Below are 16,546 nucleotides of genomic sequence, written 5' to 3' on the forward strand. Positions count from 1 at the left end.
GTGGTTTTAGCCGCTAAATGTAGCAATAAAATGAATTTTTAATGGAAGATAAACATAAATTTGCAGCATGAATTTTTCCTCTAAATTGCTCGAAAACGCAGTAGCGGAATTTGCAAAACTGCCCGGCGTTGGTCAGAAAACGGCGCTCCGGCTGGTACTGCACCTGTTGAACCGAGAGGAGCAGGAAGTGGAAGATTTCGGCCAGGCCATTATTACCCTCAAGAAAGAGATCAGGCATTGCCGCAATTGCCATAACATTTCTGATACAGAGACTTGCGAAATATGCGCATCGCCCAAACGGGACACCAGCCTGATCTGCGTGGTTGAAGACGCCCGCGATGTAATGGCAATTGAAAATACAGCTCAGTACTTTGGCCGTTATCACGTGCTTGGCGGGCTTATTTCGCCGATGGACGGGATTGGTCCGGCCGACCTGTATATCGAGAGTCTTATAAACCGGGTGCGGGAACAGGAGATCAAGGAAGTGATCCTGGCCCTCAGTCCGAACATGGAAGGTGATACAACCATTTTTTACCTGTATAAAAAACTGAAAGACTTCAACATTCCGATTACCACCATAGCGCGCGGCGTTGCGTTTGGCGGCGAGTTGGAGTATGCCGATGAAATTACGCTCGGCCGGTCTATCGTAACCCGAGTCCCGTACGAAAACGCAATGATGCGTTAATAAATAAATAATTTCAATGAGACTGTTTAAAAACTTGTTTATAAGCTTGTTGTGCGTTTTCGTTTTTAAGGTTCAGGCCAGTGCACAGGCACAGGTTAAAATCCATTCTCACAACGATTACACACACCAGCGCCCGCTTTATGAGGCCCTGGAACTAGGTGTTTATTCCATTGAAGCAGATGTCTTTCTTCAATTCGATTCGCTGGTAGTTGCGCACAGCCGTAAAGAACTGCCAGCGGCAAAAGGCCTGAATGAACAGTATCTGGCCCCGCTGAAAAAATACCTGAAGGGCGACAGTCTGCCGCCGGTACTCAAGCCGGGTCAGCTGATGATTGATTTCAAGGATTCATGGCAAAGTACCTACCCTGTACTGCTGAAAACCCTGCAACCCTACTTAGCTCTTCTCAGGCGTAAACCTGATGGCCCCGGGGTGCTGCTTACCATTAGCGGAAACCGCCCAGCCGACAGCACATTTCACCTTTATCCTGACTTCATCTATTTCGACGGGCTGCCGTTCCGCAAGTACCGCTCGCGCGATCTGCGCAAGGTGGTTATGATCAGCGACAACTTCAAAACCTGGTCGTCGTGGAACGGTCAGGGTGAACTGCCGGAAGCAGATAAGGTGGCGTTGAAGAAAGTCATTGCCGATGCCCACCTGAAAGGTAAACCCATTCGTTTCTGGAATACACCTGATGGCGAAGATGCCTGGCGCGAACTGGCCGCCCTCGGTGTCGATATCGTGAATACCGATAAGCCGGAGGCCTGTAAAACCTTCCTGCGTGCGCAGGCTAAACCTTAAAATACCAGTTTAGCTGTCTTTATGAAAGATCTTAAAAATAAACACGTTATTGTTACCGGTGCATCGTCGGGAATCGGGCGTTCGCTGGCTACGGCTCTTGCCGCCCGGGGCGCTGACCTGGTCCTTGCCGCCCGTAAAGCAGAAGCCTTGAACGAGCTGGCCGGTTCGCTGCAACAGCGTTATGGCGTCAGGGCCATTGCGGTCCCCACAGATGTTGCACTGGAAGCCGACTGCCGGGCGCTTATCGAGCAGGCACTTGCTGCCTTTGGCAACATCGACATCCTCATTAACAATGCAGGGCTTTCTATGCGTGCACTTTTTGCTGATACTGAGCTTTCAGTATTAAAGAACCTGATGGATGTCAATTTTTGGGGAACGGTTTACTGCACAAAATATGCTTTGCCTGCACTACTTAAAAACGGGGGGTCTATCGTTGCCGTGTCGTCTATCGCCGGCTTCCGGGGGCTGCCCGGCCGTACGGGCTACTCTGCATCGAAGTTTGCCATGAATGGCTTTATCGAGTCATTGCGCACCGAGTTGCTGCCAACCGGTGTGCATGTGCTGCTGGCCTGTCCGGGTTTTACCGCATCGAACATCCGGGTAGCGGCACTGGCAAAAGACGGCTCATCGCACGGCGAAACGAGTATGGAAGAGGGTAAAATGATGAGCGCTGACGAGGTCGCCGAACGCATTCTTGCGGGCATTGTGGAACGCCGTCGCACCCTGATTATGACGGGGCAGGGAAAAATGGCGGTATGGCTGAACAAGTTATGGCCCAGCCTGGCCGATACCATGGTCTTCAAGCATTTCACGAAAGAGAAAAATCCACTGATCAGGATTAGCCGGTAAAAACGGATGAATTTTTTTTGCAAATCATAAAAAAATACCAATATTTGCCTTCGTACAATGACAATTGGAAATTTGAATATCAGCTGGTGGTGGCATAACGATAATCGTTAGGCCAATCCGTCCGTATATATTGAAATTATTAAACATATTCAAGAAAAACAGGGTTGCCGAACAAGCAGCCCTTTTTTTATGCGTATTGGCACTGAACAGGACTGAGCGCGGCAGCCAAAATATAACTAGCGCAATACAGACCAATGAAAAAAATACTGAACCACCTTTTTGAAAACAAAACCTTTACCCGGGAAGAAGCGCGGGAAATCCTGATCTCCATTGCGCGGGGTGCATATAACAATTATCAGGTTGCCTCTTTCATGACCGCTTATTGCATGCGTAACATGACAGTCGCCGAGCTACAGGGCTTTCGCGATGCCATGCTCGAGCTCTGTATTAAGGCCGATCTGCCGGCATCGCAGCTGATCGATCTCTGCGGAACCGGTGGTGACGGCAAAGATACATTCAACATTTCTACGCTGGCCAGTTTCGTAGTTGCAGGTACCGGTAACCAGGTAGCCAAACATGGCAACTATGGAGTGTCATCAGGCTGTGGTTCATCAAATGTCATGGAATACCTGGGGTATGCCTTTACAGCAGATCAGGACCGGTTGCGCAGGCAGCTTGAACAGGCCGGCATCTGTTTTCTCCACGCTCCGCTGTTCAACCCGGCCATGAAGACCGTTGCGCCGATCAGGAAAGAGCTGGGCGTAAAGACTTTCTTTAATATGCTCGGACCCATGGTTAATCCTGCGCAGCCGAAATACCAGATGGTGGGTGTATTCAGCCTGGAACTGGCACGCTTGTACGCTTACCTGTACCAGGAAACCGACCGGAAATATACCATCCTGCATGCGTTGGAGGGGTACGATGAAATTTCGCTTACCTGCGATGTCAAGACTTTCACCGATAAAGGCGAGTACCGGCTAAGCCTGAGCGAGATGGGCTTTGAGGCGCTGGACCCGGCGGGCATAAAAGGGGGGGATACGGTCGCTTCGTCGGCCGCTATTTTTATGGATGTACTGAATAACGAGGCAACTGACGCCCAGACCAATGTTGTATTGTGCAATGCGGCGCTGGCGCTGCGTACCATTCATGGAATGGAAACCAGTTTTGCCGATTGTTATTATGAAGCTGAAGAATCGCTGCAAAGCGGCAGGGCGCTGAACGCATTTAACAAACTCCTGGCCGTTAATTAGCATGAAAATTAAGATCTGCGGCATGCGCGAAGCCGGAAACATCAGCGAACTTGCCGAACTGGCACCCGATTACATGGGTTTTATATTCTACGAGGCATCGCCGCGGTTTGCGGGGGCCATGCAGCCGCAAATCCTGGCTAGTCTTCCGGCAGCAATAGCCAGGACCGGCGTATTTGTCAATACACCTCCGGCACGGGTTGCCGACGCGGTAACGCATTACGGACTCGATGCCGTGCAACTGCATGGCAGTGAGAGCCCGGCCGATTGTGCTGCCATCGCCGCCTGCTTTACCGGGCGGCCCCGGCCCGAACTGATCAAAGCCTTTGGGGTAGACCCTGGCTTCGACTTCAGTCAGACCGCTGCATACGAGAATGTTGCAGATTATTTTCTCTTTGACACCCGCAGTCCGGCCCACGGCGGCTCTGGTAAAACCTTCGACTGGAACCTGCTTGCCGGTTATAAGGGGAGCAAAGCCTTCTTTTTAAGCGGAGGAATCGGCCCTGAACACCTTGCTAATTTGCTGAGGTTAGACGACAGCCGGCTCTACGCTGTTGACCTGAACAGCCGCTTTGAGCTGGCGCCTGCATTAAAAGACATTGCCGAACTGGCAACTACGATAAACACGCTGCGCGGAAATGCAGCACAACCATAAGAACATGAACTATTTTGTAGATGAACAAGGATATTACGGCGATTTTGGCGGTGCATACATCCCCGAAATGTTGTACCCGAATGTGGAAGAGCTGAGAGCCAATTACCTGAAAATTATTGCTGACCCTGGTTTCAGGGCTGAGTTTGACCAGTTGCTGAAGGATTATGTTGGCAGGCCATCGCCGCTTTACCGGGCCGGAAGGCTCAGCGAGCGCTACGGAGCCAATATTTTCCTCAAACGTGAAGATCTCAACCATACAGGCGCACACAAGATCAACAATACCATCGGTCAGATCCTCATGGCCGAGCGCCTTGGAAAAAAACGGATCATTGCCGAGACCGGCGCCGGACAGCATGGCGTGGCCACTGCTACGGTCTGCGCCCTTCGCGGACTTGAGTGTGTAGTGTATATGGGCGAGATTGACATTCAGCGCCAGGCGCCTAACGTGGCCAGGATGAAAATGCTGGGGGCTAAGGTCGTACCTGCCACCTCTGGCAGCAAAACACTCAAAGACGCCACCAACGAAGCCATGCGCGACTGGATCAATAACCCTGTCGACACGCACTATATCATCGGCTCGGTAGTAGGGCCGCACCCTTACCCGGATATGGTGGCACGTTTTCAGTCGGTGATCTCTGCTGAAACAAAAAAACAGCTGCTGGAGCAAACCGGATCAGCACTTCCTGACTTTGTACTGGCCTGCGTGGGCGGCGGCAGCAATGCGATCGGCATGTTTTATCATTTCCTGGACGATACAGCTGTAAAGCTCGTAGCCGTTGAGGCGGCAGGCAAAGGCGTGCGATCGGGGTATTCTGCCGCCACAACATTGCTTGGACAGGAAGGCGTGCTGCACGGCAGCCGCAGTATTCTGATGCAAACTGAAGACGGACAGGTTGTGGAACCACATTCGGTATCGGCCGGACTTGACTACCCCGGCATAGGACCTCAGCATGCGCACCTCTTTAAGACCGGACGAGGGGAATATGTTTCCATTACGGATGAAGAATCCCTCCAGGCCGGTCTGTTGCTCACACAGATGGAAGGCATTATCCCGGCCATTGAAAGTGCACACGCGCTTGCCTACCTGGAAAAGATGGATTTGAAAACAGGTCAGAGCGTAGTGGTCTGTCTTTCAGGACGGGGAGACAAAGACATGGAAACTTATATGAAATATTTCGGGCTTTAACCCTTAAACGGTTCGATTAACAAAGATATGAACAGACTGGAAGCGCTCTTTTCAAAAAAGAAGCAAAATATATTATCGATCTACTATACGGCAGGGTACCCCGCGTTAAACGATACGCTGCGCATTGCCGAAGAACTGGAGGCAGCCGGAGCAGACCTGCTGGAAATTGGGTTTCCGTATTCAGATCCCGTTGCCGACGGGCCTGTTATTCAGGGCAGCAGTAAAATTGCGCTCGACAATGGCATGAACCTGAAACTCTTGTTTGAACAGCTTAAAGACCTGCGCAGCCGCGTTAACATCCCGGTGCTGCTCATGGGATATGTAAACCCCATGCTTCAGTTTGGGGTTGAAAATTTTTGCAGGGCATGCAAGGAAGTGGGCGTAGACGGCTGCATTGTTCCCGATCTGCCTATGGCCGAGTACGAGCGGCACTATAAAACGCTGTTCGGTTCATACGACCTCTGCAACATCTTTCTGATTACACCGCAGACATCAGAAGAACGGATACGGAAGATAGATAGCCTGAGCCGCGGTTTTATTTACCTTTTGTCTTCTTCAGCTACAACCGGCAAAAACCTCGACGTCTCGGAAGATACAGAAGCTTACTTCTCACGCATACAAAGCATGAATCTGAAAAATCCCCTGATGATCGGGTTCGGAATCCATGATCGCCACACGTTTAAAAAAACCGCTGCCTATGCAAGTGGTGCCATTATAGGCAGTGCCTTTGTAAAAAACATAGGCGAAGGTAAACCTGTGTCTGATTTTATCGCCTCAATAACAGGCACTTAGTTTGTTGCTTAAATCTAATGACAAACGGATGATGCGCGCGCGGGCATCCGTTTGTTACTTTTGCTTAACAGTGTTAAATGATTTACGATTGTAGTCACAACAATGGGCAGTAAAGAACGCATTTCCCGATTAAAAGAAGAGACCAGGTGCAATATCCTGGATGCTTCTCTGCAGATTGCGCAGAAGGAGGGGTGGCAGGCGTTAAGCATGCGCAAGATCGCCGACGAAATCGAATACACCGCACCGATCATTTACGAATACTTCCCTAATAAGGAAGGGATCCTCGCTGAGCTGACGAGGAAGGGCTATCTCATTCTTGCTAAAGATGTTCGCGAAGCAAAAGCTAAGCACGACAAGCCCGAGCAGCAGCTAGAAGCCATGTGGGTAGCTTACTGGAACTTTGCTTTTGCCAACCGTGAATTCTACCAGCTCATGTTTGGCGTAGAAATGATCTGCTGTAACGGCAAGAATGGCATGGAAGAAGCCGACCTGGTCCAGAAATCCATGTGCGTAGTCATCAGGCAGCTGTATAAAGAACCGGTCTCCGAGAAAGAGGTTTCCAGGAAATATTATACGTTCTGGTCAATCATTCACGGACTTATTTCGATCAACCTGGTTAACCGGGGGATGAACGAAGAAATCAACCAATCAATTCTGAAAGATGCGATTGTAGGAATTATCAGGTCCATTAACGGATGACCTTTTTTTTAACATCTATTTAACACTGTTAGGTTATTTAATACCCGTTTAGTTTATACATTAATAAATAATAAAACCCGAAATCCCCATGAAAACCAAATTGCTGTACATGTCATTTAACGCTGTTAAACTGTTTAACAATGTTATTAAGGTCATGTTTCTTTCCCTGATCCCCGCGCTGATTTTGTCATGCACTCAAAAGGCCGCGCCGCCAGCTGCTGCACCAGCACCCGTTTTGCCGGTGTCTACGCTGTCGGCAAGCACAGAGACCACGTTCAGTGAATATCCTGCCGCCGTGCAGGGTGCCGTCGATGTAGACATTCGCCCCCAGGTTGGCGGTTACCTTGAAAAGGTCCTGGTGAACGAAGGCGCGTATGTCAAAGCCGGGCAGCCTTTGTTCCAGATCAATGAACGCCCGTTCAGGGAAGCGCTTAACAACGCTGTCGCAGCCCTGCATGCGGCCGAGGCGGCTGTTGCAAATGCCCAGCTGGAGATCGACAAGATCAGTCCCCTCGTTGCCAACAAGGTCGTATCAGACATCCAGTTACGTACTGCCCGGTCCGCGCACCGCATGGCTGTTGCCAATGCAGAACAGGCCCGGGCCGGTGTGGCCACCGCACGAATTAACCTTGGTTATGCCCGCATTAAAGCGCCTGTAAGCGGTTATGTAGGCCGCATTCCAAAGAAGCAGGGAAGCTTGGTTTCTCCTACAGATCCAGAGGCCCTCACACGCTTGTCAGATATCCACGAAGTGCATGTATACTTCTCGCTTGGCGAAACAGATTTTAATGCATTTAACGCAAAATATCCCGGACGCACGTTTGCTGAGAAACTGAAGAATGTGCCCCCGGTTGCGCTGAAACTTGCCGATGAAAGTGAATACCCGGTTAAAGGTAAAATTGATATGGTAGACGGCCAGTTCGACAAAAACACCGGTTCAATTACCCTTAGGGCAAGTTTTGCCAATGAGGCCGGTACGCTGCGGTCAGGAAATACAGGCAAGATCCGGCTGGGGGTAAACCACCGCGAAGCTTTGCTGATTCCCCAGTCTGCTACAGTAGAGATGCAGGACAAAATGTTTGTCTATGCGCTGAACAAACAAAACAAGGTGACCAAACAACCCATTACGGTGGGCGGTATTTCAGGTAACCAATACCTGGTTAAATCGGGTCTCCGCCCCGGCGACCGGATTGTGCTTAAGGGCTTCGAGGTATTGAAAGACGGCGACGCCGTAGTGCCTGAGAAGCTGACTACCTCCCTTAAATAACTCATCCTCAAAAACCAATAACATGTTTAGAAAATTTATAGAAAGGCCTGTCCTGGCCACGGTGATCTCGATCATCCTGGTTATACTCGGCGGACTTGGCCTGAGCCGCCTGCCTTTAGAGCAGTTCCCTGATATTGCACCCCCCGCCATCCAGGTCACCGCCCGTTATCCGGGCGCCAATGCCGAGACCGTTCTTCGTGCCGTGGCTCCTTCACTCGAAGAGTCCATTAACGGTGTGGAAAACATGAGTTACATGAGTTCAACTGCGAGCAACGATGGCTCGCTGGTGATCAGTGTTTATTTCAAACTGGGTACCAATCCTGACCAGGCTTCTGTCAACGTGCAGAACCGCGTGGCCCAGGCTACGGCCCAGCTTCCGGCAGAGGTGGTCCAGGCCGGTATCACCACCGCCAAACAGCAAAACAGCATTGTAATGGTTATTGACCTGTTTGCCGATGAAGGGGGTGAGTATGACCAGACCTTTCTGGCCAATTACGCGCAGATCAACATCATTCCGGAAATCAAACGTATTCCCGGCGTTGGGCAGTCGAACATTTTTGGCGGCATCAAGGACTACTCGATGCGTGTCTGGCTAGACCCGGCTAAGATGGCTGCTTACAACCTGACGCCGAAAGAGGTTTTTGCAACCATTCAGGACAAAAACCAGGAAGCTGCTCCGGGCAAATTTGGCGAAAGCAGCACCCAGGCGTTCGAGTATGTGATCAAATACAAAGGGAAACTGAACAAACCATCCGAATATGAAAACATGGTCATACGCTCGAACAGCGATGGCTCGGTGCTTCGCCTGAAAGACGTGGCCAGGGTTGAGTTTGGCGCCTACAGCTACAGCAACTATGCCCGCGTAGACGGACAGACCGGTACAAACATCATGGTTATGCAGCTGTCAGGTTCAAATGCCAATGAGATCCAGGTGGCCATCGGTAAACTGATGGAAAAGGCAGAAAAAAGTTTCCCGAAAGGAGTAAAATACCATATTCTTTACAATACCAAAGAGCCGCTCGATCTGTCTATTGACCAGGTAAAACATACCCTGATCGAGGCATTTATCCTGGTATTTATTGTCGTATTCATTTTCCTTCAGGACTTCCGCTCTACATTGATCCCCGCCATCGCCGTCCCTGTAGCGATTATTGGTACGTTTTTCTTTATGCAGCTGTTCGGATTTTCGATCAACCTGTTAACCCTGTTCGCCCTGGTACTGGCCATCGGTATTGTGGTCGATGATGCCATCGTTGTGGTCGAGGCCGTGCACGCGAAAATGGAACATGAGCATTTGCCGCCAAGGGAGGCAACGCTGTCGGCCATGAGCGAAATTACCGGCGCCATCGTATCCATTACACTGGTCATGTCTGCCGTGTTCCTGCCTGTGGGCTTTATGGAAGGTTCTACCGGCATGTTTTACAGGCAGTTTGCCTTTACGCTGGCTATCGCCATTGTGATCTCTGCGGTGAATGCGCTGACCCTGAGCCCGGCGTTGACAGCCCTGTTCCTGAAAGACAAGCCGCATGGAACGGGCAAGCAAACACCGAAAAACTTCAAGGAACGGTTTTTTGCGGGATTCAATGCCGGCTTTGAAAAGCTCACATTCAAATACCTCAGCAGCCTGCGCTTTCTGTTCCGTTACCGTTGGTACAGTCTTGCCGGCCTGGCTGTGGTCATTATTGCCACGGTTGTCATGATGCGCCGTACGCCATCAGGCTTTATTCCTTCCGAAGATCAGGGCTTCTTTGCCATTGCCGTCAACATGCCGCCGGGCGCCTCGCTTGACCGCACCACTGCGGCCATTAAAGAGGCTGAACAAAGGCTCATGCCCATGGAAGCAAAACGCCACCTCTCGGTGCTTTCGGGGCTCAACATCCTTACGCAGGCGTCCAGTCCGTCTTCAGGCGTGATCTTTTACCTGCTCAAACCGATGGATGAGCGCGGTAAAATACAGGACATAAATGCCATCATGGCCGATGCCCAGCAAAGGCTCAGCGGCATTAAAGGCGCTACATTCTTTGCCTTTACTTTCCCCACCGTTCCCGGTTTCAGTAATGTTGACGGTCTTGATTTTGTACTGCAGGACCGCACGGGCGGACAGCTGGATAAGTTCAGTACCATTGGCAATAATTTTATCGGCGAGCTCATGAAACGCCCTGAAATAGCTGTCGCCTTTACTTCTTTCCGTGCAGACTACCCGCAACTGGAAATGGAAGTCGACGACGTGAAGGCCGAACAGTTGGGTGTGAGCACGCAGGACATTCTGCAAACCATGCAAACTTATTTTGGCAGTGCGCAGGCATCGGACTTTAATCGCTTTGGTAAATACTACCGGGTTATGGTACAGGCTGATATGGCCGACCGTCAGGATCCCTCGGCCATGGACGGTGTTTTCGTCAGGAACCGTCAGGGCGACAGGGTTCCGATCAGCACGCTGGTCAAGCTAAACCGCGTGTTCGGCCCGGAAACGGTGTCCAGGTACAACCTGTTCAACTCGATTGGTGTAAATGCCATCCCGAAGCCGGGCTTCAGCTCGGGCGATGCGATCAGGGCCGTTGAAGAGGTGGCGGCGAAACACCTTCCGAACGGTTATACTTTCGAATTTTCGGGCCTGACCAAAGAGGAGATCACATCAGGCGGCCAGTCGGTGGTTATATTTGGCCTCTGTCTGCTGTTCGTCTACTTCTTGCTGGCGGCGCAGTACGAAAGTTATATTCTGCCCTTGTCTGTGCTGCTTTCGGTTCCAACCGGCGTGTTCGGTGTGTTCGCAGCCATCGGCCTGGCAGGAATTTCAAATAACATCTATGTCCAGGTAGCGCTGGTCATGCTGATTGGTTTGCTGGCAAAAAATGCCATCCTCATCGTAGAATTTGCCGTGCAAAGACGAAAAGCCGGCAAGACCCTGCTTGCCTCGGCTATCGAGGCGGCGCAGCTGCGCCTGCGGCCTATCATCATGACCTCACTCGCCTTTATCGTTGGCATGATCCCGATGATGAGTGCCACAGGTCCTTCGGCACAGGGTAACCACTCCATCAGTATCGGAGCGGCCGGCGGAATGATCTCGGGCGTCGTGCTCGGTCTGTTTATCATACCGGTACTCTTCATTGTTTTTCAGTTCCTGCATGAAAAAGTAAGCAGCAAACCGCAGGCTCGTGTAGCTCCAAAACAACCTCAAGAAAAATTAGTATATGAAACCGTATAACCCTTATATAAATGCCATTGCCCGCCACCGCTGGAAACTTCCGGCGGTTAGCTGGGCAGCTATTACCCTGATCCTGTTGCTGGCCGGTGGCTGCAAGGTCTCTAAAGACATAGCCCTGCCTGTACAGGCACTGCCGGCAACTTACAGGACCGCATCGGCCCCTGCGGCCGATTCCAGCATCGCTTTAATCCCCGTGCAGGATTTCTTTACAGCCAGCGACATTCGCAGGCTGATCGATACTGCGCTGCAGCGCAACAACGACCTGCAGCTTGCCCTTGAGAACATCGAAGCTGCAGAGGCGCTTTACAGCCAGGCGAGACTTGGTAACGTGCCGCAGGTAAACCTCAATGTAACCGCCAGCACGACCCGGCCGTCTGATAACAGCCTGAATGGCCTGAGTGCAGGTCAGTTTCTCAAAACCACGCACATTGAAGATTTTAATGCCAATCTTGGTCTTGCCTGGGAAGCGGATATCTGGGGCAAGATCAGAAGCCAGAAACTGGCTGCCCGGGCGGCTTACCTGCAAACCCGGGAAGCCCGGAACGCCATCACCACCCGCGTTGTTGCGGGGGTAGCTGAAGGTTATTACGGTCTGCTCATGACCGACGCACAACTTGAAATTGCCCGTAAAAATGTAAAGCTGAACGACAGCACGCTGCGTATCATCAGGCTGCAATTCAATTCCGGACAGGTTACCTCGCTTGCCGTGCAGCAGGCTGAGGCCCAGCAGCTGGCAGCAGCGACGCTCGTGCCAAGACTTGAACAGGTCCGGACGCTGCAGGAAAATGCGCTGAGTATTTTGACCGGACAGGTACCCGGACCGGTTGAGCGCTCGGGCACCCTGCAAGCAGCGGGCGTTGCCGATGAATTTGGAACTGGCCTGCCCGCAGCCTTACTGGAAAACCGGCCAGATATTCGCACTGCGGCACTGGCCCTGGATGAGGCGAATGCCCGGGTTGGTATTTCGAAAGCCAGCATGTACCCAACGCTGACCATCAGCGCCAGCGGAGGTGTCAATTCTTTCAAAGCCAGCAATTGGTTTAACGTGCCGGCCGCACTGTTCGGTGTTGTGTCTGGGGGCGTTACCCAGCCTGTTTTTCAGCGAAGGCAGCTTAAAACAGCCTATGAATTGTCCAAAATTGAACGGGAAAAAACCGTTATCCGTTTTCGTCAGGCCGTACTTCTGGCGGTGGGCGAGGTCTCTGACGAGTTGGTCAGGGTCAATAAACTGAAAACAGAATACGAACTGGCTGAGCAGCGTGCCCTCAAGCTGCAGCTTGCGGTGCGTAATGCCGGACTGCTCTTTAAAAATGGCATGGCCAATTACCTGGAGGTGATCACCGCGCAGTCTGCCCTGCTGCAGAGTGAACTGGACCTGGCCAGCATTAAAACGGCCAGGCTTACTGCAGGTGTAAGACTCTATCGCGCCCTGGGAGGCGGATGGAAATAGTGATTAATTTCAGATTTCGGGCTCCCGTGGCGAAAGCGCGGGAGCTTTTTGGTTTCCGCTCATTGGCGTACCCCGTTTCCTGATGCTTCGCAGGAAAAAGAAGCCCGCACAACCCGAGATAACGGAGGTAAAAAGAATGGCAAGCTTGGCCTCGCCGATCAGCTCGGCGCTGTCTAACGAAAGCATGCTGATAAAGATCGACATGGTAAAGCCAATACCGGCAAGCATACCAAGGCCGATTACATGTTTCCAGTTGGCGCCGGCCGGTAACCGGGCAAATTTCAATTTTACGGCCAGCCAGGAAAAAGCGGCAACCCCAAGCGTTTTTCCGATAAACAGCCCCCCGGCAATGCCCAGTCCAAGTGGTGAGAGCAAGCCGCTGAGTAAAGCCGGCTCAAAGCGAATATTGGTGTTGGCCAATGCAAATATGGGCATGATGAAGTAGTTGACCGGGGCATTCAGCAGGTGCTCGAGTTTCTCCAAAGGCGATTCCTGGCTGCCGGAATTTGTTGGAAGCATAAAGGCCAGAAGTACGCCCGCAACTGTTGCATGGATGCCTGAGTGGTGAATAAAGTACCACAGGAACAGCCCCGGTATCAGGTAACAATAAAGGGCGCCGATCTTAAGCCTGTTAAATATGAACAGCAGTGCGAGTATCCCTGCGGCATAAACAAGATAGATCCAGTGTAACGCTTCACTGTAAAATACCGCGATGACCAGGATCGCTCCGAGGTCGTCTGCAATGGCCAATGCTGCCAGAAAGATTTTGAGCGAGGCAGGCACCCGGTTTCCCAGCATGGATATCAGGGCCAGTGCAAAGGCTATATCAGTGGCCATCGGGATTCCCCAGCCGCCCGCCGTAGCTGTCCCCTGGTTAAACGCCGCATAGATCAATGCGGGCACCAGCATACCACCAAGCGCGGCGACCACCGGCAGCGAAGCCTTTTTAAATGTAGATAATTCGCCCTCGAGTAGTTCGCGCTTGATTTCCAGGCCTACCAGCAGGAAGAAAATAGCCATCAGCCCGTCATTGATCCAGGCCGAGACCGTTTCCTCGTAAACGCCGCCACCAAAACTAAGACCGGCTTTGGTTACCAGCAGCGATGAAAAACCGTCTGCCCAGGCCGAATTGCCGATAAAAAGCGACACAGCAACCGCGAGCATGAGCAGCAGTCCGCCGATCTGGCCTGAACGTAAAAAGTCTTTAAATGCCTGTAGATTGATCAATTTCGCCATGGCTGCAAAATAGGAAATCCGGCTGGAAAAGCCCGCCTTTTCCGACTGGAATCGGCCTTTACCAGAGTCGGACTGAGCGCTATGGCGCATAGAGATCTAAAGGTAGGGCTCTAAATCGCCTTTTCCTTCCCTGATCACATCGAAGTCCCCTGTCGTGCAGTCGATCACGGTCGACGCTTCGTTTCCGCCAAAGCCACCATCTATCACCAGATCGACCAGGTCTGCATATTTTTCGTGAATCAGTTCAGGATCGGTTGAGTACTCGATCACCTCGTCATCGTCTTTGATGGATGTAGACAGGATGGGGTTGCCAAGCGCCCGCACAATTTCCCGGGCAATGTCGTTGTCCGGAACCCTGATACCGACCGTCTTTTTGTTAGAACTGAGCAGTTTTGGTACATTGTTGTTCGCGTTGAAGATGAATGTGAATGGCCCCGGCAAGGCTTTTTTCAGGACCCTGTAGGTCGCATTGTCAATGGGTTTGATATAATCGGCAATGTGGCTCAGGTCATAACAGATAAAAGAAAAATTGGCTTTCTCCGGCTTGACGCCGCGAATGCGGCAGATCTTCTCGATGGCACGCTGGTTGCGGATATCGCAGCCAAGCCCGTAAACTGTATCTGTCGGATAAATGATCAGTCCGCCTTTTCGCAGGATTTCTACAGCCTGGTCAATACTTTTTGCATTTGGGTTTTCGGGGTAGATCTTTATGAGCATAATGTAAAGATACCAAAAAATCGTGCCAGCGGGCTCCCTGGCTTTGCAGATACGGGCTTAAATGGCTAAATTTTGCGGTATGAGAAAAGCGTTTATAGCAGTTGCAGCGTTCCTGGTCACAGCTACCGTCATGATCAGCCTGGCATGGCCGCCCTTTATCTGGGCGTTTATTTTTGTGGGACCAATTGTGCTGCTCGGTATCTACGATCTGTACCAGCCAAAACACAGCATTGTGCGCAACTTTCCCATTGTGGGGCGCATGCGCTATTTTATGGAAGACCTCCGGCCAAAGGTCTACCAGTATTTTGTGGAAAGTGATGTTAACGGCACGCCTTACAACCGCCTGAGCCGTTCGCTCATTTACCAGCGGGCAAAAAAAGAAAATGATACTGTGCCTTTTGGTACGCAGCTAAATGTATACGACAATGGTTATGAATGGCTCAGCCACAGCATTGCGGCGGTGAGCCACCATGAACTGAATGCAGACCCGCGCGTTTTGGTAGGCGGCCCTGAATGCAGCAAGCCCTATTCAGCGAGCATATTCAATATTTCGGCAATGAGTTTCGGTTCACTCAGCCAGAACGCTATTCTTGCACTGAACGGCGGTGCACGCATGGGTAACTTTGCTCACAATACTGGCGAAGGCGGTATCAGCGATTATCACATGAAACCCGGAGGCGACCTGATCTGGCAGATCGGTACGGGATACTTTGGTTGCCGGCATGCCGACGGAACCTTCAATTTCGAGGCCTTTGCCGAGCGGGCACAGCGGGATCAGGTCAGGATGATTGAGATCAAACTCTCGCAGGGAGCCAAACCAGGTCATGGAGGCATGCTGCCTGCCAGCAAGGTAACACCTGAGGTAGCCAGGATACGCCTGGTTCCTGAAGGAAGAGACGTGCTCTCACCACCCGGGCATTCGGCTTTTCGCACACCGCTCGAGCTGCTGGCCTTTATCAAACAGCTGCGGCAACTGAGTGGTGGCAAGCCGGTTGGATTCAAGTTATGTATTGGCCGTAAAAGTGAATTTTTTGCCATTTGTAAGGCCATGGTTCAGACCGGTATTTATGCCGATTTCATTACCGTTGATGGGGGAGAGGGCGGTACCGGGGCCGCGCCACTCGAGTTTTCCAACTCGGTCGGTATGCCCCTGCGCGATGCCGTAGCCTTCGTTTATGATGTACTGTCCGGGTTCGGACTTAAGAAACACATCCGGCTCATCGCCTCCGGCAAAGTTTCGTCGGGTTTTGACCTGATCAAAAACATGGCGCTTGGCGCAGATATGTGCAATTCTGCTAGGGGAATGATGTTTGCCCTTGGCTGCATCCAGGCCCTCGAATGCAACAGCAACACGTGTCCTACAGGTGTGGCTACACAAGATCCGAGTCTCATGAAGGGCTTGGTTGTAGAAGACAAAACGGTGCGGGTAGCCAATTTTCACAACCTGACTGTGGCAAGCGCGGTCGAGCTGCTCGGGGCGGCAGGGTTAAGGGAGCCGGGTCAACTGACCCGCGCTTACATCAACCGCCGCATTTCCCAGAACCTCATGCAGTCTTATATGGAAAGTTTCCCCTATATTCCTGAAGGCAGCCTGCTGCAAACACCTTACCCCGCGCGTTTTGAGCTGGGTATGGCCTTAAGCACGGCCGAGAGTTTTGCGCCTACAGATTACAAGGTATCTATGGTCGACTACGCGCATGCCAACCCGCTTTATGATGCGCCGCACAACAGTGATGTGCACCATTAAGCAAGCCGGAAC

At 51.6% G+C, this 16,546-nt stretch carries 14 protein-coding genes; 12 read left to right on the plus strand and 2 right to left on the minus strand.

Annotated features, from left to right (window positions below):
- Positions 1–67 precede the first annotated feature (67 nt).
- The 11 genes from recR to C7T94_RS08150 all read left to right on the plus strand — a co-directional run bounded on the left by recR (position 68) and on the right by C7T94_RS08150 (position 12,834).
- Positions 68–685, plus strand: coding sequence for a recombination mediator RecR (gene recR, locus C7T94_RS08100; RefSeq protein WP_107214876.1), 618 nt, complete (start codon positions 68–70; stop codon positions 683–685).
- A gap of 16 nt (positions 686–701) precedes the next feature.
- The gene (locus C7T94_RS08105; protein ID WP_107214877.1) at positions 702–1,484 is read left to right on the plus strand and encodes a PI-PLC domain-containing protein; all 783 of its coding nucleotides are present in this window, start codon (positions 702–704) and stop codon (positions 1,482–1,484) included.
- 21 nt (positions 1,485–1,505) lie between these two features.
- Positions 1,506–2,333, plus strand: coding sequence for an SDR family oxidoreductase (locus C7T94_RS08110; protein WP_107214878.1), 828 nt, complete (start codon positions 1,506–1,508; stop codon positions 2,331–2,333).
- Positions 2,334–2,587: 254 nt separating this feature from the next.
- Positions 2,588–3,583, plus strand: coding sequence for an anthranilate phosphoribosyltransferase (gene trpD, locus C7T94_RS08115; RefSeq protein WP_107214879.1), 996 nt, complete (start codon positions 2,588–2,590; stop codon positions 3,581–3,583).
- 1 nt (position 3,584) lies between these two features.
- A complete protein-coding gene (locus C7T94_RS08120) occupies positions 3,585–4,235 on the plus strand; it encodes a phosphoribosylanthranilate isomerase (RefSeq protein ID WP_239494958.1) in 651 nt (216 codons plus the stop codon).
- 4 nt (positions 4,236–4,239) lie between these two features.
- Positions 4,240–5,421: a tryptophan synthase subunit beta gene (gene trpB / locus C7T94_RS08125; RefSeq protein WP_107216008.1), complete on the plus strand. Its 1,182-nt coding sequence runs from the start codon at positions 4,240–4,242 to the stop codon at positions 5,419–5,421.
- Positions 5,422–5,448: 27 nt separating this feature from the next.
- A complete protein-coding gene (gene trpA, locus C7T94_RS08130; RefSeq protein ID WP_107214880.1) occupies positions 5,449–6,213 on the plus strand; it encodes a tryptophan synthase subunit alpha in 765 nt (254 codons plus the stop codon).
- 102 nt (positions 6,214–6,315) lie between these two features.
- The gene (locus tag C7T94_RS08135) at positions 6,316–6,912 is read left to right on the plus strand and encodes a TetR/AcrR family transcriptional regulator (RefSeq protein WP_107214881.1); all 597 of its coding nucleotides are present in this window, start codon (positions 6,316–6,318) and stop codon (positions 6,910–6,912) included.
- 88 nt (positions 6,913–7,000) lie between these two features.
- Positions 7,001–8,179, plus strand: coding sequence for an efflux RND transporter periplasmic adaptor subunit (locus tag C7T94_RS08140; RefSeq protein ID WP_107214882.1), 1,179 nt, complete (start codon positions 7,001–7,003; stop codon positions 8,177–8,179).
- 22 nt (positions 8,180–8,201) lie between these two features.
- The gene (locus tag C7T94_RS08145; RefSeq protein WP_107214883.1) at positions 8,202–11,384 is read left to right on the plus strand and encodes an efflux RND transporter permease subunit; all 3,183 of its coding nucleotides are present in this window, start codon (positions 8,202–8,204) and stop codon (positions 11,382–11,384) included.
- On the plus strand, positions 11,371–12,834 hold the full coding sequence (locus C7T94_RS08150) for a TolC family protein (RefSeq protein WP_107214884.1): 1,464 nt from the start codon (positions 11,371–11,373) through the stop codon (positions 12,832–12,834). The genes C7T94_RS08145 and C7T94_RS08150 overlap by 14 nt, the downstream gene beginning before the upstream one ends.
- Before the next feature lie 9 nt (positions 12,835–12,843).
- Here C7T94_RS08150 and nhaA read toward each other — a convergent pair whose 3' ends face one another.
- Both nhaA and C7T94_RS08160 read right to left on the minus strand, forming a co-directional pair.
- Entirely contained in the window at positions 12,844–14,070 is a 1,227-nt protein-coding gene (gene nhaA / locus C7T94_RS08155) for a Na+/H+ antiporter NhaA (RefSeq protein WP_107214885.1), read from the minus strand.
- 96 nt (positions 14,071–14,166) lie between these two features.
- Positions 14,167–14,787 carry an L-threonylcarbamoyladenylate synthase gene (locus tag C7T94_RS08160; RefSeq protein ID WP_107214886.1) on the minus strand — a complete coding sequence of 207 codons (621 nt, stop codon included), beginning with the start codon at positions 14,785–14,787 and terminating at the stop codon, positions 14,167–14,169.
- A gap of 79 nt (positions 14,788–14,866) precedes the next feature.
- On the opposite strand from C7T94_RS08160, the gene C7T94_RS08165 reads away from it, so the two are divergent.
- Positions 14,867–16,534: an FMN-binding glutamate synthase family protein gene (locus tag C7T94_RS08165; RefSeq protein ID WP_107214887.1), complete on the plus strand. Its 1,668-nt coding sequence runs from the start codon at positions 14,867–14,869 to the stop codon at positions 16,532–16,534.
- Positions 16,535–16,546: the final 12 nt, after the last annotated feature.

It is taken from the genome of Pedobacter yulinensis (assembly GCF_003029735.1).
GTDB lineage: Bacteria > Bacteroidota > Bacteroidia > Sphingobacteriales > Sphingobacteriaceae > Pedobacter > Pedobacter yulinensis.

Bases quoted from the DNA above. Each gene is read 5' to 3' on its own strand.
- C7T94_RS08150 (WP_107214884.1), top strand. From the start codon at position 11,371: ATGAAACCGTATAACCCTTATATAAATGCCATTGCCCGCCACCGCTGG.
- C7T94_RS08165 (WP_107214887.1), top strand. From the start codon at position 14,867: ATGAGAAAAGCGTTTATAGCAGTTGCAGCGTTCCTGGTCACAGCTACC.
- trpA (WP_107214880.1), top strand. From the start codon at position 5,449: ATGAACAGACTGGAAGCGCTCTTTTCAAAAAAGAAGCAAAATATATTA.
- trpB (WP_107216008.1), top strand. From the start codon at position 4,240: ATGAACTATTTTGTAGATGAACAAGGATATTACGGCGATTTTGGCGGT.
- C7T94_RS08105 (WP_107214877.1), top strand. From the start codon at position 702: ATGAGACTGTTTAAAAACTTGTTTATAAGCTTGTTGTGCGTTTTCGTT.
- trpD (WP_107214879.1), top strand. From the start codon at position 2,588: ATGAAAAAAATACTGAACCACCTTTTTGAAAACAAAACCTTTACCCGG.
- nhaA (WP_107214885.1), bottom strand. From the start codon at position 14,070: ATGGCGAAATTGATCAATCTACAGGCATTTAAAGACTTTTTACGTTCA.
- C7T94_RS08145 (WP_107214883.1), top strand. From the start codon at position 8,202: ATGTTTAGAAAATTTATAGAAAGGCCTGTCCTGGCCACGGTGATCTCG.
- C7T94_RS08110 (WP_107214878.1), top strand. From the start codon at position 1,506: ATGAAAGATCTTAAAAATAAACACGTTATTGTTACCGGTGCATCGTCG.
- C7T94_RS08135 (WP_107214881.1), top strand. From the start codon at position 6,316: ATGGGCAGTAAAGAACGCATTTCCCGATTAAAAGAAGAGACCAGGTGC.
- recR (WP_107214876.1), top strand. From the start codon at position 68: ATGAATTTTTCCTCTAAATTGCTCGAAAACGCAGTAGCGGAATTTGCA.
- C7T94_RS08160 (WP_107214886.1), bottom strand. From the start codon at position 14,787: ATGCTCATAAAGATCTACCCCGAAAACCCAAATGCAAAAAGTATTGAC.
- C7T94_RS08140 (WP_107214882.1), top strand. From the start codon at position 7,001: ATGAAAACCAAATTGCTGTACATGTCATTTAACGCTGTTAAACTGTTT.
- C7T94_RS08120 (WP_239494958.1), top strand. From the start codon at position 3,585: ATGAAAATTAAGATCTGCGGCATGCGCGAAGCCGGAAACATCAGCGAA.